General features: G+C 70.6%; 18 protein-coding genes. 5 read left to right on the top strand and 13 right to left on the bottom strand.

Going from position 1 to position 18,985, the window contains the following annotated elements:
- Window positions 1-51: 51 nt before the first annotated feature.
- The 3 genes from ABD419_RS10610 to thyX form a co-directional block, all read right to left on the bottom strand.
- Complete coding sequence (locus ABD419_RS10610) at window positions 52-1,743, bottom strand: ribonuclease J (protein WP_344485664.1); 1,692 nt, start codon at window positions 1,741-1,743, stop codon at window positions 52-54.
- A complete protein-coding gene (dapA, locus tag ABD419_RS10615; RefSeq protein WP_344485667.1) occupies window positions 1,743-2,636 on the bottom strand; it encodes a 4-hydroxy-tetrahydrodipicolinate synthase in 894 nt (297 codons plus the stop codon). The genes ABD419_RS10610 and dapA overlap by 1 nt, the downstream gene beginning before the upstream one ends.
- A gap of 157 nt (window positions 2,637-2,793) precedes the next feature.
- Window positions 2,794-3,546: an FAD-dependent thymidylate synthase gene (gene thyX, locus ABD419_RS10620; RefSeq protein ID WP_344485670.1), complete on the bottom strand. Its 753-nt coding sequence runs from the start codon at window positions 3,544-3,546 to the stop codon at window positions 2,794-2,796.
- A gap of 205 nt (window positions 3,547-3,751) precedes the next feature.
- On the opposite strand from thyX, the gene ABD419_RS10625 reads away from it, so the two are divergent.
- Together ABD419_RS10625 and ABD419_RS10630 are read left to right on the top strand one after the other, a co-directional pair.
- Window positions 3,752-4,243 (top strand): hypothetical protein, encoded by a 492-nt coding sequence (locus tag ABD419_RS10625; RefSeq protein WP_106362061.1) that lies wholly within the window; start codon window positions 3,752-3,754, stop codon window positions 4,241-4,243.
- A gap of 11 nt (window positions 4,244-4,254) precedes the next feature.
- The gene (locus tag ABD419_RS10630) at window positions 4,255-5,076 is read left to right on the top strand and encodes a DUF4097 family beta strand repeat-containing protein (RefSeq protein WP_344485681.1); all 822 of its coding nucleotides are present in this window, start codon (window positions 4,255-4,257) and stop codon (window positions 5,074-5,076) included.
- A 91-nt stretch (window positions 5,077-5,167) separates the two neighbouring features.
- On the opposite strand, the gene ABD419_RS10635 is transcribed toward ABD419_RS10630, so the two are convergent.
- Window positions 5,168-5,674 carry a DUF2752 domain-containing protein gene (locus tag ABD419_RS10635; RefSeq protein WP_344485684.1) on the bottom strand — a complete coding sequence of 169 codons (507 nt, stop codon included), beginning with the start codon at window positions 5,672-5,674 and terminating at the stop codon, window positions 5,168-5,170.
- A 250-nt stretch (window positions 5,675-5,924) separates the two neighbouring features.
- On the opposite strand from ABD419_RS10635, the gene ABD419_RS10640 reads away from it, so the two are divergent.
- The gene (locus tag ABD419_RS10640; RefSeq protein ID WP_344485687.1) at window positions 5,925-6,617 is read left to right on the top strand and encodes an LppM family (lipo)protein; all 693 of its coding nucleotides are present in this window, start codon (window positions 5,925-5,927) and stop codon (window positions 6,615-6,617) included.
- A gap of 91 nt (window positions 6,618-6,708) precedes the next feature.
- Window positions 6,709-7,545 (top strand): hypothetical protein, encoded by an 837-nt coding sequence (locus ABD419_RS10645; RefSeq protein ID WP_344485690.1) that lies wholly within the window; start codon window positions 6,709-6,711, stop codon window positions 7,543-7,545.
- Window positions 7,546-7,605: 60 nt separating this feature from the next.
- On the opposite strand, the gene dapB is transcribed toward ABD419_RS10645, so the two are convergent.
- The 6 genes from dapB to ABD419_RS10675 form a co-directional block, all read right to left on the bottom strand.
- Window positions 7,606-8,340, bottom strand: a complete 735-nt coding sequence (gene dapB / locus ABD419_RS10650) for a 4-hydroxy-tetrahydrodipicolinate reductase (RefSeq protein ID WP_344485693.1) — start codon at window positions 8,338-8,340, stop codon at window positions 7,606-7,608.
- Window positions 8,337-9,635, bottom strand: a complete 1,299-nt coding sequence (locus ABD419_RS10655; RefSeq protein WP_344485695.1) for a M16 family metallopeptidase — start codon at window positions 9,633-9,635, stop codon at window positions 8,337-8,339. The genes dapB and ABD419_RS10655 overlap by 4 nt, the downstream gene beginning before the upstream one ends.
- Window positions 9,636-12,086: a polyribonucleotide nucleotidyltransferase gene (locus tag ABD419_RS10660; protein ID WP_344485698.1), complete on the bottom strand. Its 2,451-nt coding sequence runs from the start codon at window positions 12,084-12,086 to the stop codon at window positions 9,636-9,638. It abuts the gene before it with no gap.
- Window positions 12,087-12,410: 324 nt separating this feature from the next.
- Window positions 12,411-12,686 carry a 30S ribosomal protein S15 gene (rpsO, locus tag ABD419_RS10665; protein WP_344485701.1) on the bottom strand — a complete coding sequence of 92 codons (276 nt, stop codon included), beginning with the start codon at window positions 12,684-12,686 and terminating at the stop codon, window positions 12,411-12,413.
- 79 nt (window positions 12,687-12,765) lie between these two features.
- Complete coding sequence (locus tag ABD419_RS10670; RefSeq protein ID WP_344485704.1) at window positions 12,766-13,704, bottom strand: bifunctional riboflavin kinase/FAD synthetase; 939 nt, start codon at window positions 13,702-13,704, stop codon at window positions 12,766-12,768.
- 76 nt (window positions 13,705-13,780) lie between these two features.
- Window positions 13,781-14,020: a hypothetical protein gene (locus tag ABD419_RS10675; RefSeq protein ID WP_344485707.1), complete on the bottom strand. Its 240-nt coding sequence runs from the start codon at window positions 14,018-14,020 to the stop codon at window positions 13,781-13,783.
- Window positions 14,021-14,253: 233 nt separating this feature from the next.
- On the opposite strand from ABD419_RS10675, the gene ABD419_RS10680 reads away from it, so the two are divergent.
- Window positions 14,254-15,360 carry a phospholipase D-like domain-containing protein gene (locus tag ABD419_RS10680; protein ID WP_344485710.1) on the top strand — a complete coding sequence of 369 codons (1,107 nt, stop codon included), beginning with the start codon at window positions 14,254-14,256 and terminating at the stop codon, window positions 15,358-15,360.
- A gap of 48 nt (window positions 15,361-15,408) precedes the next feature.
- On the opposite strand, the gene ABD419_RS10685 is transcribed toward ABD419_RS10680, so the two are convergent.
- The 3 genes from ABD419_RS10685 to ABD419_RS10695 all read right to left on the bottom strand — a co-directional run bounded on the left by ABD419_RS10685 (window position 15,409) and on the right by ABD419_RS10695 (window position 18,748).
- The gene (locus ABD419_RS10685) at window positions 15,409-16,356 is read right to left on the bottom strand and encodes a carbohydrate ABC transporter permease (RefSeq protein ID WP_344485713.1); all 948 of its coding nucleotides are present in this window, start codon (window positions 16,354-16,356) and stop codon (window positions 15,409-15,411) included.
- A complete protein-coding gene (locus ABD419_RS10690) occupies window positions 16,353-17,330 on the bottom strand; it encodes a carbohydrate ABC transporter permease (RefSeq protein ID WP_344485716.1) in 978 nt (325 codons plus the stop codon). Before ABD419_RS10690 ends, ABD419_RS10685 begins: the two co-directional genes overlap by 4 nt.
- Before the next feature lie 86 nt (window positions 17,331-17,416).
- Window positions 17,417-18,748, bottom strand: a complete 1,332-nt coding sequence (locus tag ABD419_RS10695) for an ABC transporter substrate-binding protein (protein WP_344485719.1) — start codon at window positions 18,746-18,748, stop codon at window positions 17,417-17,419.
- Window positions 18,749-18,985: the final 237 nt, after the last annotated feature.

Below are 18,985 nucleotides of genomic sequence, written 5' to 3' on the forward strand. Positions count from 1 at the left end.
GGCGGGGCCGCACCCGTTCGGGTGCGGCCCCGCCGCGTATGCGTGTCTGCCTCAGACTTCCAACACGTGCGGCACGATCATCGGGCGGCGGCGGTAGGTGTCGTTGACCCACTTGCCGACCACGCGCCGGAGGATCTGCTGGAGCTGGTGCGGGTCGGTGATGCCGTCCTGGGCGGCGCGCTCCATGGCGTCGCCGATCAGGGGCAGGACGCCGTCGAAGGCCTTCGGGTCCTCGGAGAAGCCGCGCGCCGAGACGGTGGGGCCGCCGACGACCTTGCCGTTCTCGGAGTCGATGACGACGGTGGCGGCGATGAAGCCGCCGTCGCCGAGGACGCGGCGCTCGTTGAGGACCGGCTCGCCGACGTCGCCGACGGAGAGGCCGTCGACGTAGACGAGGTTGTTGGGGATGTGGCCGACGAGGCGGGCGCGGCCGTCGATGAGGTCGACGACGTCGCCGTTCTCGATGACGATGACCTGGTCGGCGGGGACGCCGGACTCGATCGCGAGGCGCGCGTGCGCCTGGAGGTGCCGGGCCTCGCCGTGGACCGGGATCATGTTCGACGGCTTGACGACGTTGAGCACGTACAGCAGCTCGCCCGCGGGGGCGTGGCCGGAGACGTGGACCTTCGCGACGTCCTTGTGGATCACCGTGGCGCCGGTCCGGGCCAGGCGGTTGATGACGCCGTAGACGGCGGTCTCGTTGCCGGGCACCAGGGACGACGCGAGGATGACGGTGTCGTCGGGCTCGACGGTGATGTGCCGGTGGTCGCCGGAGGCCATGCGGCCCAGGGCGCTCATCGGCTCGCCCTGGGAGCCGGTGCTCATGTAGACGATCTCGTCGGCGGGCAGCCGCACCGCCTCGTCCATGCTCACGAGGAGGCCCTCGGGGACGTGCATGAGGCCGAGGTCGCGGGCGATCGCCATGTTGCGGACCATCGAGCGGCCCACGAAGGCGACCTTGCGGCCGTGGGCGTGCGAGGCGTCGAGGACCTGCTGCACGCGGTGGACGTGGCTGGCGAAGGACGCGACGATGATGCGGCCCTTGACGTCCTCGAACAGCTTGTCGAGGACCGCGCCGATCTGGCGCTCGGAGGTCACGAAGCCGGGGATCTCGGCGTTCGTGGAGTCCGAGAGGAGCAGGTCGACGCCCTGGTCGCCGAGGCGCGCGAAGCCGGCGAGGTCGGTGATGCGCCCGTCGAGCGGGAGCTGGTCCATCTTGAAGTCGCCGGTGTGGAGCACCAGGCCGGCCTCGGTGCGGATCGCGACGGCGAGCGCGTCCGGGATGGAGTGGTTGACGGCGAGGAACTCGCAGCCGAACGGGCCGAGCTGGAGCGTCTCGTTCTCGGCGACGACGATCCCGGCGGGCTTGATGCGCCGCTCGCGGAGCTTGGCCTCGACGAGGGCGACGGAGAACCGGGAGCCGACGACGGGGATGTCGTTCTTGTGCTCCAGCAGGAACGGGATCGCGCCGATGTGGTCCTCGTGGCCGTGGGTGACGACGATGGCCTCGATGTCGTCGAGGCGGTCGAGGATCGGCGTGAAGTCCGGCAGGATCAGGTCGACGCCGGGCTGGTCGACGTCGGGGAAGAGGACGCCGCAGTCGACGATGAGCAGGCGCCCGTCGTACTCGAACAGGGTCATGTTCCGGCCGATGGCGCCGAGGCCCCCGAGCGGGATGGTCCGGAGGGCGCCGTCGGGGAGGGCGCCGGGCGCGCTGAGGTTCTTGGGACGGGTCAGGCCCATCAGGCCTCCTTCAGGTCGGCGAGTCGGGCGGCGATGAGAGCGGTGAGCTCGGCTTCGGCCGGGAGCAGCGGCAGGCGCGGCCCGCCCGCGGGCAGGCCCGCGGAGACGAGGCCGGACTTGACGGCGACGACGCCCGGGCCCTGGCCCATGAGGGCGCAGACGGCGGGGAGGATCGCGTCGTTGATCCGGGAGGCCTCGGCGGTGTCGCCTTCGTCGTAGGCGTCGAACATGGCGTTGATCTGCCGGCCGAGGAGGTGGGCGACGACGGAGACGACGCCGACCTGGCCGGTGGCGTACGCGGCGAGGTTGAGCTCGTCGACGCCGCAGTAGACGGCGAGGCCGGTGGCGACGCGGACGCGCTGGGCCTTGACGAGGTCGCCGGTGGCGTCCTTGACGGCGATGATGCGGTCGTGGCGCGCGAGACGCTCGAAGGTGTCCTCGCCGATGCCCAGGACCGAGCGCGGCGGGATGTCGTAGAGCATCACGGGCAGCTCGGTGGCGTCGGCGATGGCCTCGAAGTGGGCGGCGATGCCGGCCTGGGTGGGCTTGTTGTAGTACGGGGTGACGAGGAGGAGCCCGGTCGCGCCGGCCCGCTCGGCGGCCTGCGCGAGGTGCACCGAGTGGCGGGTGTCGTAGGTCGAGGCGCCGGCGATGACGTGGGCGCGGTCGCCGACGGCCTCGACGACGGTCTCGATGACCTGGGCCTTCTCGGCGTCGGTCGTGGTGGGCGACTCGCCGGTGGTGCCGTTGACGACGAGGCCCTCGCAGCCCTGCTCGTCGACGAGGTGGCGGGCGAGGGCGGCCGTGCCGGGGACGTCGAGCTCCCCGGAGGGGGTGAACGGCGTGATCATGGCCGCGAGTGTGCGCCCGAAGGGGCGCGTTGCGTTGCGCATCTGCTTACACCAATGCTGATTCCGGCGGCGGGGGCGCTGCGCCCGGCCGCTCGCTTCGTTTAACTGTCTCAAGTTTCGTGCGCCCGCGGCCGCGAACCGGCCCCCGCGGTGTCGCGCGGGGCCGTGTGCGGCGGTGCGGGCGGTGCGCCCGGCGGCTCTACCCCTCGGTGACGTAGGGGCTGGAGGCGACCTCGGTGCCGTCGTCGAGCTTCGTAATCTGGAAGTCGGCGAAGACGTTCGCGGCCTTGTCCTTGAGCTGCTTGAGGCATTCGACGGCCAGCGCCCGGATCTCGACGTCGGCGTGCTCGGAGGCGCGCATGGCGACGAAGTGCCGCCAGGCGCGGTAGTTGCCGGTCACGACGATGCGGGTCTCGGTGGCGTTGGGGAGGACCGATCGCGCCGCTTGGCGCGCCTGCTTTCGGCGCAGGGTGCCGTTCTTGACGTCGGCGAACTTCTTCTCGAGGCCTTCGAGGAGGTCGTCGTAGGCGCTCTGGGCGGCGTCGGCCGCGGCGAGGAAGCGCTCGTGGAGCTCGGGGTCGGCGGCGATCACCTCGGGCTCGACCATGTGCGCGTCGCGCTCGGGGACGTAGCGCTGCGACAGCTGGGAGTACGAGAAGTGCCGGTGGCGGATCAGCTCGTGGGTGAGGGAGCGGGAGATGCCGCTGAGGTAGAAGCTGACGGTGCCGTGCTCGAGGACCGAGAGGTGGCCGACTTGGAGGATGTGGTCGAGGTACCCGGCGTTGCTGGCGGTCTTGGGGTTGGGCTTGGTCCAGGACTGGTAGCAGGCGCGGCCCGCGAACTCGGCGAGGGCCTGGCCGCCGTCGGCGTCGGTGTCCCAGGGGACGTCGTCCGGCGCCTCGAAGTGCGTCCAGGCGATGAGTCGGACGTCCATCGGTACGATCTCGGGCATCCCCGGTCCCCCTCGTTTCGTGTTCGTGGCCTGTTATTGCTGGTTCTCGACTCCATGAGGGTACTCGGAGGGGGAGTGTGTCCCTGCACGCGCCCGGCTACGCGAGGGGATCGCGTGTTCTTGATGTGGCACGCGTGGCGGGCCGCCGCAGTCCGGCTCCAGCGCGCCGCTTGACAGACGTCAGAAATGATGTCATCATGGTGTCATGGACTTGACGCCGTATATCGAATCGCTCCGCCGGAGCCTCACCGCCGCCGCCGCGCCGGGCGGGGAGGACGCCGCGCGGACTGCGGAACTGCTGTCGGAAGCGCTCGACGCGGGTGCGCGCCTGGCGCTCATGGAGGCCCTCTCCGAGGCCGCCGCCGAGATCACCGCCGGACTCGACCAGGCCGGTTCCTCGGCGTCGGTCGATCTGCGGGTGCGCGGCAAGGAGGTCGACCTGCGCGTCAGCGGCGGCGAGACCGCCGAGGCCGCGCCGCCGCCGGCGCCACCGGTGGACGACGACGTCGCCCGCATCACGCTGCGCCTGCCGGAGTCGCTCAAGGAGGACGTCGAACGCGTCGCCTCCAAGGACGGGGCCTCGGTCAACGCCTGGCTGGTGCGCGCGATCAACAACGCGGTCCACGCCTCGCGCACCTCGGGCCAGCCCGCCGGCGCGAAGTACAGCCAGCGCATCACCGGCTACGCCCGGGCTTAGGAGCACCAAGGATGAACGAGTACACCGAATTCACCCACGACGGGCCGGTCACGGCGGCGATCACCCTCGCCGACGGCTCGGTCACCGTCACCGCGCACGAGTTGGACACGGTCCTGGTCGAGGTGAAGCCCGCGCAGCGCCGCGCCGACGGCGACGGCGACGCGGCCGACCTCGCGAGCGTGTCGTTCGAGAACGGCCATCTGCGGGTGGTCGCCCCGGAGAAGCCGCAGAACTGGTTCTTCCGCAAGGAGATCGGCGTGCACCTGTCGGTGCGGGTCCCGGTCCGCTCCGAGGTGTCGGTCAAGACGACCTCGGCGCCGATCAGCCTCCACGGGAAGCTCGGCGCGGTCTCGATCAACACGGTCGCCGGGTCGGCGACCGTGGAGAGCGCGACCAGCGTGAAGGCGAACACCGTGTCGGGCTCGATCAGCGTCATCGACGCGACCGAGGACTTCCGCGCCAACACCGCTTCGGGCCAGGTCAAGGCCGACCACGTCGGCGGGGACTTCTCCGCGAAGACGGTGGCGGGCTCGATCACGGCCGAGCGGCTGGACTCGAACGCGAACGTGAACACCCTGTCGGGCGGCATCGAGCTCGGGGCGCTGCGCTCCGGTTCGGTGAAGGCGAACACGGTCTCGGGGCGGATCAGCCTCGGCGTGGTCCCCGGCACCGACATCTGGGTGGACCTGGACGCGAAGGCGGGCTCGGTGACCTCCGAGCTGGCCACCGGCGACACCTCGCCGGCGCCGTCGAGCGACGGCACGAGCCTGGAGGTGCGGGCGCGCTCGGTGTCGGGCGACATCTACCTGCACCGGGCGAGCGCGTTCGCCTAGGACTTCGATTCAACACCCACGAGGGGCCCGGTCACTCCGGCGCAGCTCGCCAGCCGAGCAGATGCGCAGGGGCGGCCGGGCCGCTTCGCGTCTACACGTAGAAGAACGTGAACGGCTCCCACGGGAGGTTCCGCAGGATCGTGAACGCGGCCCAGGCGGAGAGGAAGACGGTGAGCAGGCCCGGGGTGAGGTGGAAGGTCGGGAGCCGCCAGGTGCGCCTGGGGGCCAGCCGCGGGACGGCCCAGGCGAGGAACATCCAGGCGATGAACGGGGCGGCGAAGACGGCCATGACGTGGTGCCGCGCGGCCTCGGGCAGGTTGAGCGTGAGCACGTAGTAGAACGCGCGGGTGCCGCCGCAGCCGGGGCAGTCGAAACCGGTGGCGAGCTTGAAGAGGCAGCTGGTCGGCCCGGTGTCGTCGGTGGGGTTCGTCGCGACGACGCCGGCGGCGGCCGCGGCGAAGCAGGCGAGGATCGCGATCGGGGCGAACCAGGGGCGCGCGACGGCACCGGTGACCCAGCGCTTCACGGGGTTCCCGCGCCGGCGCGGGGTCTCGGGGTCCGGTCGCGACGCCAGGGTCGCCTCATCGACTGCGCACACGGGTCCTCCTCCCCCACAGACTAGCGGGCACGGCGGAGGGCGAGAGGCCGCGGCGGTGCGAAGCGGCGCGGACCGGCGGCTCCGGCGGGCCGCGGTGGTCGCCTCGCCGCCGGTTCGCGGGCAGGGGCGGAGCCGGGGACTCCCGTTCGCAGGGCCCCGGGTCGACACCCTGGCACGGGGGTCCGACAATTCGCGGCCTCGCGTGCGCGAAAGCGCTGTTTCGTCCGATTCACGGGCTTAGGCTCGGACCATGCTGGGAGTACATGCGCGCCGGGTGCTCGGGGCGGCGGCCGCGGTGGGACTGCTGGTCGCGGCCTCCGGGTGCGTACGGCTCGACCTGGGGCTAGAGGTCCGGCCCGACGACACGGTGGGCGGGGAGTTCACCGCGGCGTGGAGCGAGGAGTTCCTGGAGCGGGCGCAGGACGAGGGCCTGAACCGGTCGGAGCTCGACGCGTTCCTGGACGCGCTCCTCGACGGCGTGCCCGGCACCGAGCGGACCCCGTACACCGAGGACGGCTTCCAGGGGCAGACCGCGACGTTCACCGACCGGCCGCTGTCCGACTTCGCGGAGTTCGGCGGCGACGAGTGGGGATACCTGCGCATCTCCCACGAGGGGCGCGAGTACGGGCTCGAGGGGTACTGGGACCTGCGCGCGGCCGGGTTCATCGACCCGGAGGCGTTCGAGGACGCCGAGATCCTCATCAGCGTGAACTTCCCGGCCCGGGTCACCGACCACAACGGGGAGCTCGACGGCCGCACCGTCACCTGGACGATGGCCCCGGGCGAGGACTACGAGCTGCGCGCGACCGCGGTCGAGCGCAACGGCTGGGCGTTCGCCGCGGCGGGCGTCGCGACCCTCGCCGCCGTCGTCGCGCTGCTGTGGCTGTGGCAGTGGCGGGCCCTGCGGCGGCACTCCACCGGCACCGCCCGCGGGTCCCGTTAGTTCGGGCACAAACCGTAGTCGTCCCGTGCACGGCCCGTATCCTGGTGAGTCCGCCCGCATCACGGATCGATAACGCCCAGGGGGAGGGCCGTTGACTCAGTACCGCTCGGAGAGCAAGGGCCGCAAGGAGAAAGAGCCCGGCCTGGAGTTGAGCATCGGTCAGGTCCTGGCCGCAGCGGGAGCGACCGTCGTCGGCGCGCTCCTTGCGAAACTCCTCAACATCTGGGGCACGGTCGCGGGCACCGCGGTGCTCAGCATCTGCTCCTCCATCGGCGCCGTCCTCATCCTCCGGGCGATGCGCAGCACCGGCGAGCGGATCAAGACCCAGATCGCGGCCATGGCCCCCACCGCGCGCGGCAAGGCCACCGCGGCCACGGTCGAGCTCGAACCCGGCGGCGCCACCGCCACCGCGAAGGTCCCCGAGGCCGACCAGCTCCACTCGACGCAGGACGACACCGTCCCGATGCACGTCCCCGACCTCGAACCCGAAGGCCACGTCACGCGGTCCCAGTCGCGCAAGCGCACCCTGATCGCGATCCTCGTCTCCAGCGTCCTCGTCTTCGGCATCACCGTCGGCACGCTGTTCCTCCTCGGCGTCTTCACCGGCGACCCCGGCCGCTTCATCGGCGACGACACGCAGACCACCGTCAGCGAGACCCCGACCGAGACGACGGACCCGACCTCGACCGACTCCGCCGACCCGAGCGAGAGCGCCTCCGAGGCGCCGACCGACGCGCCCACCTCCGACGCGCCGTCCGGCGAACCCGAGCCGAGCGAGTCCACCTCCCCCAGCTCCGACGCCTCCACGCCGAGCGAGGCCCCGACGACCGACGGCGGCCAGGGCGGCGCCGAGCCGACCACCAGCCCGACCCCGCAGGCCGAGGAGGAGGACGCGGCCGTGTCCGACACCGGCACCGCCGCCGAGTAACGCGCAGACGCGAAGGCGCCCGCCGTTTCCGGCGGGCGCCTTCATGCGTGTCGAGTCGGTTCAATCGAGCAGGTCGTCGAGGCCCACGGTCAGGCCCGGGCGCTTGACGACCTCGCGGATCGCCAGCAGCACGCCCGGCATGAACGACTCCCGGTCGAGCGAGTCGTGCGAGATGACGAACCGCTCGCCGGGCCCGCCGAAGCGGACCTCCTGGCTCGCGACGTACCCCGCCGAGCGGACCGCGTGGATGTGCACGCCGTCGACGTCGGCGCCGCGCGCGCCCTGCGGGTCCGTCTCGGTCGCGTCCGGCATCGCGTCGAGCCCGGCGTCCGCGCGCGCCGCGGCGATGAGCCGCGCCGTGTGCACCGCCGTGCCCGAGGGCGCGTCCACCTTGCGCGGGTGGTGCGCCTCGATGATCTCCGCCGAGTCGAAGTGCTTGGCGGCCTTCGCCGCGAACTGCATCATCAGGACCGCGCCGATCCCGAAGTTCGGGGCGATCACCGAACCGACCTCGGGGTCGGCCGCGAGGATCTCCCGGGCCGCGTCCAGGCGCTTCGCGTCGAACCCGGAGACGCCGACGACCGTGTGGATGCCGCGGTCGGTGCACCAGGCCAGGTTGTCCATGACGACGCCCGGCAGGGTGAAGTCCACGACCACGTCGACGCCGGCGACCTTGTCCAGGGACTCGTCGCGGCCCACCGTGGCCGTCAGCTCCATGTCGTCCGCGGCGTCGACCGCCTCGCACGCCGCCCGGCCCATGCGGCCCCGGGCGCCGAGTACGCCGACCCTGATCATCGGAAGTCCTTCTGGTCGAACGGCCCCACGGCCGCGGTGGTCATCGGCTGCGACAGGATCTCCGCGGCCACCGAGCGGATCTGCTCGGACGTGACCGCCTCGATGTCCGCCAGCTCCCGCTCCAGGCTCAGGTGCTCGCCGTACAGCAGCTCGGCCCGGCCCAGCGCGTTCATGCGCGAACCGGAGTCCTCCATCGACAGCACCATGCCGCCGCGGCTCATGCCCTTGCCGCGCACGAGCTCGTCGTCGGTGATCCCCTCGGAGGCGATCCGCTCCAGCTCCGCGTTCACGAGCTCGCGCACCTGGTGGACCTTGTCGGGGTTGGAGCCGGCGTAGACGCCGAACATGCCCGTGTCCGCGAAGTACGAGGTGAACGAGTACACCGTGTACGCCAGGCCGCGCTTCTCGCGCACCGACTGGAACAGCCGCGAGGACATGCCGCCGCCGAGGACGTTGTTGAGGACCTCGAAGGCGTCCTTGCGGGGGTCGTGCCGCGAGAACGTGCGGCAGCCGACCACCAGGTGCGCCTGCTCGGTGTCGTGGCGCTCCACCAGGAGCGGCCGCGGCGCCGCCAGGACCGACTCGTCGTGGCGGCGCTGCCGCGGCACGGCCGTGCCGCCCAGCAGGGGGCCGAACGCCTCCTGCACGAGTTTCACGGTCTCGCCGTGGTCGACGCCGCCCGCGGCGCACACCGTCAGGTTCGGGGCCTGGTAGTGGTGCCGGTAGAAGTCGTTGATCTGCGCGCGGGTCAGCGCGCGCACGGTCTTCGGGTCGCCCGCGATGTCGCGCCCGAGCGGGCCGGAGCCGAACAGCGCCTGCGAGAACAGCTCGTGGACGACGTCGGACGGCTCGTCGGCCGACGCGGCGATCTCCTCCAGGATCACGTCGCGCTCGACCTCGACGTCGGCGGGGGTCACCAGCGAGGAGCACATGGCGTCGCCGAGGACGTCGACCGCCATCGGCAGGTCGTCGTCGAGCACCCGCGCGTAGAAGCACGTCAGCTCCCGCGCGGTGTACGCGTTCGACTCCCCGCCCACGGCCTCGATCACCTCGGCGATCTCCGTGGCCGTGCGCTTCGCGGTGCCCTTGAACAGCAAGTGCTCCAGGAAGTGCGAGACGCCGGCGAGCTCGGGGGCCTCGTCGCGGGCCCCCACCCCGACCCACACGCCGACCGAGGCCGAGCGCATGGTGGGGACGGTTTCGGTCAGCACACGCAAACCGCCGGGCAGCACGGTCAGCTTGACCGTGCCGCCCAGCGGGTCGTCTATGAGCGTGCGAGTCTGGGAGCGACTCATCTACTCTTCCGAGCCTCCGGCGTCGTCAGTGCGGCGGGTGCGGCGGCGGCGGCGCTCGCCGTCCCCGCCCTCGGCGGCGCGCTCGGGGCGCTCAGAGCGCTCGCCCCGCTCGGGCCGGTCGCGACGCTCGCCACCGCGCTCGCCGGAGCGCTCGCGGTCGCGACGGGGGCCGCGGTCGCCGCGGTCGCCCCGCTCGCCGCGGGACTCCTTGCGCTCGGCCGGGCGGCCCTTCTTGTACCCCTCGGGCTCCTCGCCCTCCGGGTAGACCTTGTCGAGGTAGATCTTGCCGCGGTTGTCGATGTCGCCGATCTCGACCTCGATCTTGTCGCCGACGCCCAGGACGTCCTCGACCCGCTCGACGCGCTTGCCGTCGCCGACCTTCGAGATGTGCAGGAGGCCGTCGCGGCCCGGCACCAGCGAGATGAACGCGCCGAAGTCGGTGGTCTTGACGACCGTGCCCAGGAACCGGTCCCCCACGTTCGGGAGGGTCGGGTTCGCGATCGCGTTGATCGTCTCGACCGCGGCCTGAGCGGCCTCGCCGTTCTCCGCCGACACGTAGATCGTGCCGTCGTCCTCGACGGTGATGTCCGCGCCCGTGTCGTCCTGGATCTGGTTGATCGTCTGGCCCTTCGGGCCGATGATCGCGCCGATCTTGTCGACCGGGATCTTCAGGGTCGTGATCCGCGGCGCGGTGCTCGCCAGCTCGCCCGGCTCGCTGATCGCGTCGAGCATGACGTCGAGGATCGCGTTGCGGGCGTCGTTGGCCTGCTGGAGCGCCTGCGCCAGCACGTCCGACGGCAGGCCGTCGAGCTTGGTGTCCAGCTGGAGGGCCGTCACGAACTCGGCGGTGCCGGCGACCTTGAAGTCCATGTCGCCGTAAGCGTCCTCGGCGCCGAGGATGTCGGTGAGGGTCACGTACTTGGTGCCCTCCTCGGTCTCCTCGGAGATGAGGCCCATCGCGATGCCCGCGACGGGGGCCTTGATCGGCACGCCGGCGTTCATGAGCGACATCGTGGACGCGCAGACCGAGCCCATCGAGGTCGAGCCGTTCGACGCCAGCGCCTCGGAGACCTGGCGGATCGCGTACGGGAACTCCTCGCGGCTCGGCAGCACCGGCACGAGCGCCCGCTCGGCGAGCGCGCCGTGGCCGATCTCGCGGCGCTTGGGCGAACCCACGCGGCCGGTCTCACCGGTCGAGTACGGCGGGAAGTTGTAGTTGTGCATGTAGCGCTTCTTGCTGACCGGCGACAGCGTGTCGATGGCCTGCTCCATGCGCAGCATGTTCAGCGTGGTGACGCCCATGATCTGGGTCTCGCCACGCTCGAACAGGGCCGAGCCGTGGACGCGCGGCAGGATGCCGGCCTCCGCGCCCAGCGGGCGGATGTACGCGGGCAGGCGGCCGTCGATGCGGACGCCCTCGTTGATCACGCGCTTGCGGACCAGCTTTTTGGTGAGCGAGCGGAGCGACGCGGACAGCTCGCCCTCGCGGCCCTCGAAGTCGGCGCCGAGCTTCTCGAGCATGACCGACTTGACGCGGTCGAGCTCGTCCTGGCGGTCGGTCTTGTCGGCGATCTGCAGCGCCTGGTCGAGCTCGGCCGAGACGGCGGCCTCGACGGCGGCGTACGCGTCGTCCTGGTAGTCGAGGAAGCGCGGGTAGTCGGCGACGGGCTTGGCCGCGACGGCGGCCAGCTCGGCCTGGGCGCGGACCAGCTCGGCGATGACCGGCTTGACGGCCTCCAGGCCCTCGGCCACGACCTCCTCGGTCGGCTTGGTGCCGCCCGAGGCGATGAGGTTGAGGGTGTTGTCGGTGGCCTCGGCCTCGACCATCATGATGGCGACGTCGCCCGAGTCGAGGACCCGGCCGGTGACGACCATGTCGAACGTGGCCTTCTCGATCTGCTCCAGGGTCGGGAACGCGACCCAGGTGCCGTCGATGAGGACGACGCGGGTCGAGCCCAGCGGGCCCGAGAACGGCAGCCCGGCGAGCTGCGTCGACATGGAGGCGCCGTTCATGGCGACCACGTCGTACTCGTCCTTGGCGTCGACGGCCAGGATCGTGCCGATGACCTGGACCTCGTTGCGCAGGCCCGACACGAAGGACGGGCGCAGGCCGCGGTCGATGAGGCGGCAGATGAGGATGGCGTTCTCGCTGGGACGGCCCTCGCGGCGGAAGAACGAGCCGGGGATGCGTCCCGCGGCGTACATCCGCTCCTCGATGTCGACGGTCAGCGGGAAGAAGTCGAAGTGGTCCTTCGGGTTCTTCGACGCGGAGGTGGTCGAGAGGACCACGGTGTCGTCCATCTGGACGATGGCCGAGCCCTGGGCGAGCTTCGCCAGGCGGCCGGTGCTGAAGACGATCTTGCGGGTGCCGTACGCGCCGTTGTCGATGACGGCGGTGGCGTGGTGATCCCCGAGGTTGAACGCCTCGGGTGTCCGGTCGTTATCGGACATAGAGTGTCGATCTCCTTGTGTAGTTCGGAACAGCGCGTTTCCCGCCACGCTTTCCGGTCTTCGATCGAAGCACTCGGAGTCGGGCCCCTGCTGCGAGGGGCGTTCCGGATGCCACTACCGAGGACCGGTGCGGTCTCAGGCGGGCCGCGCCGCGCCTCGCGCGAGGCGCTGCGGTGGAGCGTGTGCTCAACGCCCACCCTACGTTACCCGGCCGACGCGGCGGCAGCCGCGAAGCGAAAGTGAGGCGGGATAACGCGTCCTGGGGGGCGGGGGTACGGAGAAGGGAGCGCCCCTCGCGGGACGCTCCCTTCGTCAAGTCGCTGCTTAGGCGTTGTCGCGGATGCCGAGGCGCTCGATGAGGCCGCGGTAGCGCGCGATGTCTTCCTTCTTCAGGTACTTGAGGAGGCGGCGGCGCTTGCCGACCAGCAGCAGCAGACCACGACGCGAGTGGTGGTCGTGCTTGTGCACCTGGACGTGAGCGGTCAGCTCCTTGATGCGGTGGGTCAGGATCGCCACCTGCACGTCGGTCGAGCCGGAGTCGCCCTCACCGGTGGCGTACTCCTTGATGATCTCGGCCTTCTTGACAGCGTCGAGCGCCATGTTCGAACACCCCTTCTTTCGAGTCAGGCCAGTCCGCGGTGTCGTGCAGGCTGGTCTCTTGATTGCGCTCCATACCGTATCACCGGTATAAGTCCAGCTCCAAGGCCCGGCGGGTGTCTGCGACGTCCGTCTCGATCTGCGCGATGAGCGGTTCGACGCCGTCGAAGGCGACCTGGCCGCGCAGGCGGGCGGTGAAGTCGAGGCGGGCGCGCTCGCCGTAGAGGTCGCCGTCGAAGTCGAGCAGGTACGCCTCGACGGTGCGCGCGGAGCCCTCGAAGGTCGGGTTCGTGCCGACGCTGATCGCGGCCGGGTGGCGGCGGGAGTCGCGGCAGAACCAGCCGGCGTAGACGCCGTCGGCCGGGATCGCGGTGCCCTCGGCGACGTCGAGGTTCGCGGTGGGGAAGCCCAGGGCCGTCCCGCCGCGCCCGGCGCCGTGGACGACGGTGCCCTCGACGCCGAAGTCGCGGCCGAGGACCTCGGCGGCGGCGGCCACGTCGCCGGCGGCGACGAGCTCCCGGGCCCGGGTCGAGGAGTACGCCTCGGTGTCGGCGGTGAGCGCCTGCGGGAGCACCTCGAAGCCGAACTCCGCGCCGAGCTCGGCCAGTTTCGCGACGTCGCCGGCGGCCTTGTGGCCGAAGCGGAAGTTCTCCCCCACGACGACGGCCTTGGCGTGCAGCGCGCCGACGAGGACGTGCCGCACGAAGTAGTCGGGACTGAGCTTCGAGAGCTCCTTCGTGAAGGGCAGCACGCACACCGCGTCGACGCCGAGCGCGCCGAGCAGCTCGATGCGGCGTTCGAGGGAGGCGAGCCGGGCCGGGACGGCGTGCGGCGCGACCACGGCGGTCGGGTGCGGGTCGAAGGTGACGACGACGCAGCGGGCCTCGCGCTCGGCGGCGGCTTTCGCGGCTGTGCGGACGAGCGCGGCGTGGCCGCGGTGCACGCCGTCGAACACGCCGACGGCCACGACGGATGCGGGCCAGCCCTCGGGAGTCGCGTCTATTCCGCGCCAGGTTTCCACGTGGACGATCTTCTCACTGCCGGAAGGCGACGGCCATCCGGACGCGACCGCAGTGAGGGGTCTCGCTGTGCTCGCGCTAGAGCATCATCGACGAGTCGGCGTTGCCGCCCGACGCGAAGATGAGCAGCATCAGGACGCCGACGGCGACCAGGAGCAGGATGCCCAGCAGGAGCCAGGCGTTGCCCGCGAGCTCGGGCTGGCGGGGCTGGTCCTCGGCGAGGACCTGGGGCTCGGCGTGGTCGGGCTGCTGGACCGCCTGCTCAGTGAACGAGTGGCGGAACTCCTCTGGAAGATCACTTGCCGCGAACGAGCTCATGGCTTTCTCCTTACGACGAGTTCCGGGTTGGTCCTTCAATTGTCGAGAGATCGTCGGCTATCCGACCGACGTTTCCAGGAATCCGCCTGACAACTGCGCTATTTCGCCCTCGTGGAAATTACACGGCCGTGACCGCCCTACCTCGCCGAACGTCCTATAGCCGACAGAAGTCTCCCCCCGTCACGTAAGACGTGACATCTTCATGTCCAGGTACGACCGATGGGAGTCCTGGCATGAACCGCACCCTCCTCGCGCTGGCCACCGCCGGCGCGCTCGTGATCGCCGCCGCCGTCCCGGCGCCGGCGTCCGCGGCGTCGCTCGGATGCACGCGCACGGGCAGCTACACCGTGTGCCGCACCGATCCGGGCGGCACCGTCAAGGACGCGACGATCATCGACGAGCTGGTGAGGCAGATCAACGCGACCGGGGAGGGCGACACGGTGCGGGCGGCCGTGTACCAGTGGTCGCTCGCGAAGCCGGTGACGCCGCTGGCCGACGCGATGGTGAACGCCAAGAAGCGCGGCGCCGACGTGCGGGCCGTCGTGGGGCAGCTCAGCGGCAACCCCTCGGCGAACAACCCGGTGATCGACAAGTTCAAGGCCGCGGGCATCAAGGTGAAGCAGTGCAAGGGCGGGTGCCTGCCGAACGCGGACGGGACGCGCAAGGGCCCCGACCACAACCGGTTCTTCCTCATCGAGAAGGACGGCGAGCCCAAGGTCTTCGTGACGAGCCTGAGCTTCGTGCGCTCGCACACGACGCAGGCGAACAACATGCTGGGCGTCCACGGCGACCGCCAGCTCTACGACTTCTACACGTCGTACTGGGGCCGGCTGTACGCCGGGAGCTGGGACGGCTGGACCGACAAGAACAAGGGGACCACCGGCGACCTGGCGCGGGCGTGGGTGTTCCCGCGCGGGCCCGACCCGGTCGCGGAGCAGCTCGCGGAGATCACCAAGTGCGCCGCGGGCGACCGGGTGCTGGTGGGCCACGCGAACTTCCAGTCGAACCGGCCCGCGGTGCGCGCGGAGCTCGACCGGATCCAGGGGCTCGGCTGCCAGGTGCGGGTCGTGGTCCTCGACGCCGACACGAGCGATCCCGGATGGCTGGAGGACAAGCTCGGGGGGGCGAACGTGCGCGTCCACGACGACCACCGGAACAAGTTCATCGTCGCCGAGGCGTCGTTCAACGGCACGCGGCGCGCGGTGGTGTGGACCGGGACGCACAACCTCCAGGGCAACGCGATGAAGCACGCCGACGACAACCTGATGCGGGTGTCGAACCAGGCCGTCGCGGACCTGTACGCGGACTTCTTCCAGCAGCTGTGGCAGGGGGCCCGGTAACGCGGAGGCGGGGAGGGGCGAGCGCCCCTCCCCGCCTCGCCGCGTTCGTCAGCCCTTGACGGAGCCCGCGAGCAGCCCGCGCACGAAGTAGCGCTGGAGCAGCAGGAACACCACGAGGGGCACGATGATGGCGATGAAGGCCGCGGCCGGGAGCCGCGTCCATCCGAAGCCCCACGTGCCGGCCATGTCGCCGAGGACGGCGGTCAGCGGGCGCGTGGCCTCGCCGGGCGCGAAGGTGCGGCCGACGAGGAAGTCGTTCCACACCCACAGGAACTGGAAGATCGCGATCGACGCGATCGCCGGGGTCACCAGCGGCAGCACGACCTTGCGGAAGATCTGCGAGTGGCTCGCGCCGTCGATGCGGGCGGCCTCCATGACGTCGCCGGGCAGCTCGCGCATGAAGTTGTGGAGCAGGAAGATCGCCAGCGGCAGGCCGAAGATCGAGTGGGCGATCCACACCTGGACGATGGTGTTCACCCCTTCGAGGTCCCAGGCCGGGATGAGCGTCAGCCCGCCGATGTGGAGCCCCGAGCTGAAGATCGACAGCAGCGGGATCAGCGCCATCTGGAGCGGCACCACCTGGAGGGCGAAGATGCCCACGTACAGGAGGTTGCGGCCGCGGAACTTGATCCACGACAGCGCGTAGGCGGCCATCGCGGCGAACGCGACGGGCACGACCACGCCCGGGATGGTGATGACGACGGTGTTGATCAGGTTGATGATCAGCCCGCCGCCCTGGGAGTCCGAGTACAGGACGTAGTTGTAGTTGTAGAGCGAGATCGAGCCCGGGTCGGCGAAGAAGTTCCACCAGCCGGTGGTCCGGATGTCCTCGTCGGGCCGCAGCGAGGAGATGAACAGCCCCAGCGTCGGGATCGTCCACAGCGCCGCGATGAGGACCGCGACGACGCTGGCGGCGCGGCTGGAGAGGACGCGCCGCAGCCGCTCGCCGCGGGTCTCGCCGATACGGACGGCCTGGTCGGCAGTGCGGGTGCTCATCGGGTCTCCATTTCCTGTCGGCGCATGTTCCGCACCTGGTAGATGACGACGGGGACGACGAGCAGGAACAGCAGCACGGCGAGGGTGGCGCCGCGGCCGCGCTCGAAGAGGCGGAAGGCCTGCTCGACCATGTTGTGCGCGAGGACGTCGGTGCCGTGGTGGCCCTGGGTCATGGCGCGGACGATGTCGAACAGCTTCAGCGTGGCGATGAAGACCGTGACCGCGACGACGATGATCGCCGAGCGGATCGACGGCACGGTGACGTTCCAGAAGATCTCGGACGGGCTCGCGCCGTCGATGCGGGCGGCCTCGACGATCTCGGTCGGCACGCCCTTGAGGGCGGCCGACAGCACCACCGTGGCGAAGCCGACCTCGATCCACACGAGGACGACCATGAGCAGCAGGTTGTTCCACGGGGACTCGTTGAGCCAGTTGACCGGCGAGCCGCCGAGCCACACGATGACCTGGTTCAGGAGGCCGATCTGCTCCCCGCCGGCGCCGTTGTACTGGTAGACGAACTTCCAGATGATCGAGGCGCCCACGAAGGAGATGCCCATCGGCAGGAAGACCAGCGCCTTGTACACCTTCTCGCCGGCGCGGCCGTCGATGAGGACGGCGTAGACCAGGCCGAGGGCGGTCGACACCATCGGGACGATGACGATCCACATGGCGGTGTTGACGAGGATCTGGAGGGCGTCGGGGTCGGTGACGGCCCAGACGTAGTTGTCGAACCCGACGAAGTTCTCGGACTTCGCGTCGTAGAACGACATCACGACCGTGCGCACGGCCGGGTACACCAGGCCGACGAGCAGGAAGAGCACGGCCGGGGCGAGGAAGACGAAGGCGACCGCGCGGTTGCGGTCGCGTCGCGAGGCGAGTTCGGCGAAGCCGTAGAGGGCCAGGAGGACCGCCGCGAAGGCGACCAGGCCGACGGCGAGCAGGCCGAATCGGTCGATGTAAGCGGAGAAGTTCACGTCGAGCGGCTCCAGTTGTGTCCGGGCAATGGGCCGAGCGGGGCCGGTGGGCCCCGCTCGGCTTCTCGTTCAGTCGCACCGGCCGGTTACGGCCAGGACGCCTCGATCTCGTCGGCCATCTGCTGGGCGGTCTTGTCGCCGTCGACCCACTGGATGATGCCGGTCCAGAAGGAGGACGCGCCGACCGAGCCGGGCATGAGGTCCGAGCCGTCGAAGCGGACGGTGACGGCCGGGTCGGTCAGGATCTCGGTCGCGAACTGGTTGATCGGCGTCGTCGCGTTCGCCGGGTCCACGCCCAGGCGGGCGGTGCTCCACGGGCCGGTCTGGAGACGGGCGTTGTGGTAGAGCTCGGAGGCGAGGAACTGGCGGAACGCCTCGGTGGCCTCGGAGTCGGAGAACGCGGCCACGAACTCGCCGCCGACGAGCATGGTGTTGTCGCCCTCGTTGGTCTCCGGGAAGCGGAACGCGAACACGTCGCCGTCCTCGGCCACGTTCGTGTCGGCCGGCCACATCGCGCCGTAGAAGGACGCCTGGCGCATGAACGCGCAGCCGCCGTCGAGGATCGGGAAGCCCGCCTCCTGGAAGGCGGTGGCGCTGATCGTGTCGGTGCCGCCGTAGATGTACTCCTCGTTGCCGAGGACCGTGCCGGCCTTCTCGATCGCCGCGATGATTTGCGGGTCGTTGAAGGGGATCTCGTGGCTGACCCACTGGTCGTACAGGTCGGTGCTCTCGCGGAGGACGATGTCCTCGATCCAGTCGGTGCCCGGCCAGCCGGTGGCGCCGCCGGACTCGAAGCCGGCGCACCACGGGGTCATGCCGTCGGCGGCGATCTGGTCGGACAGGGCGATGAGCTCGTCCCAGGTCGCCGGGACCTCGTAGCCGTTGTCGGCGAAGAAGGTCGGCGAGTACCAGATGAAGGACTTCGCGTTCGAGGAGTGCGGCGCGGCGTACAGCGTGCCGTCGATGGTGCCGTAGTTGACCCAGTCCTCGGTCCAGCCCTCGGTGGTGAGCGCGGTGAGCTCCTCCGAGGCGGGGACCAGCGTGTCGGTGAAGTTGGACATGAGGCCCGGCTGCGGGAACAGCGCCACGTCGGGCGCGTTGCCGCCGTCGACGCGGACGGCCATGTCGGACTCGAACTCGCCGGTGCCCTCGTACTCGACGGTGGCGCCGGTGCAGGACTGGAAGTACTCCCAGGCCTCGACCATCTCGTCGGCCTCGGCGTCGCGGATGGAGCCGAGGACCGTGACGGTCTGGCCCTCCAGGTCGCCGTACGACTCGTAGTTGGCGCAGTCGGTGGCGTCGTCCGGGACGGCGCCGCGGTCGTTCTCCTCCTCCTCGGGAGCGCCGCACGCCGCCGCGGCGAGCGCGAGGACGCTGGCGGCAGCCGCTAGGCAGGAGATACGTCGGGTCTTGCTCATCGGGGTTTCCCTCTCTTCGCAGGTTTCGTGCGCCCGGCGAGTCCGACTGCCTCCCTGTCCCCGCCTGAAAGGAAGCGCTCTCACTACTTCCGCCCCAGGTAGGGACTGCCTCACCCGCCGTTGGGGCGACGCTGGCAATGGTGCTCTGGGTAACACTGAATGTCAAGTGTGCATTGCTGAATCGTTACCGGGTGCGATTGGATCGATATCTGTCCGCACCCGGTCGATGGGAGCGAT

This window comes from Glycomyces endophyticus, from assembly GCF_039531525.1.
GTDB lineage: Bacteria > Actinomycetota > Actinomycetes > Mycobacteriales > Micromonosporaceae > Glycomyces > Glycomyces endophyticus.

What these genes read in the sequence shown, in the direction of transcription:
- dapB (WP_344485693.1), bottom strand. Translation starts at nt 8,340, where the DNA reads ATGATCAGGGTCGGCGTACTCGGCGCCCGGGGCCGCATGGGCCGGGCG.
- ABD419_RS10610 (WP_344485664.1), bottom strand. Translation starts at nt 1,743, where the DNA reads ATGGGCCTGACCCGTCCCAAGAACCTCAGCGCGCCCGGCGCCCTCCCC.
- ABD419_RS10630 (WP_344485681.1), top strand. Translation starts at nt 4,255, where the DNA reads ATGAACGAGTACACCGAATTCACCCACGACGGGCCGGTCACGGCGGCG.
- ABD419_RS10685 (WP_344485713.1), bottom strand. Translation starts at nt 16,356, where the DNA reads ATGAGCACCCGCACTGCCGACCAGGCCGTCCGTATCGGCGAGACCCGC.
- ABD419_RS10695 (WP_344485719.1), bottom strand. Translation starts at nt 18,748, where the DNA reads ATGAGCAAGACCCGACGTATCTCCTGCCTAGCGGCTGCCGCCAGCGTC.
- ABD419_RS10660 (WP_344485698.1), bottom strand. Translation starts at nt 12,086, where the DNA reads ATGTCCGATAACGACCGGACACCCGAGGCGTTCAACCTCGGGGATCAC.
- ABD419_RS10640 (WP_344485687.1), top strand. Translation starts at nt 5,925, where the DNA reads ATGCTGGGAGTACATGCGCGCCGGGTGCTCGGGGCGGCGGCCGCGGTG.
- thyX (WP_344485670.1), bottom strand. Translation starts at nt 3,546, where the DNA reads ATGCCCGAGATCGTACCGATGGACGTCCGACTCATCGCCTGGACGCAC.
- dapA (WP_344485667.1), bottom strand. Translation starts at nt 2,636, where the DNA reads ATGCGCAACGCAACGCGCCCCTTCGGGCGCACACTCGCGGCCATGATC.
- ABD419_RS10680 (WP_344485710.1), top strand. Translation starts at nt 14,254, where the DNA reads ATGAACCGCACCCTCCTCGCGCTGGCCACCGCCGGCGCGCTCGTGATC.
- ABD419_RS10655 (WP_344485695.1), bottom strand. Translation starts at nt 9,635, where the DNA reads ATGAGTCGCTCCCAGACTCGCACGCTCATAGACGACCCGCTGGGCGGC.
- ABD419_RS10625 (WP_106362061.1), top strand. Translation starts at nt 3,752, where the DNA reads ATGGACTTGACGCCGTATATCGAATCGCTCCGCCGGAGCCTCACCGCC.
- rpsO (WP_344485701.1), bottom strand. Translation starts at nt 12,686, where the DNA reads ATGGCGCTCGACGCTGTCAAGAAGGCCGAGATCATCAAGGAGTACGCC.
- ABD419_RS10675 (WP_344485707.1), bottom strand. Translation starts at nt 14,020, where the DNA reads ATGAGCTCGTTCGCGGCAAGTGATCTTCCAGAGGAGTTCCGCCACTCG.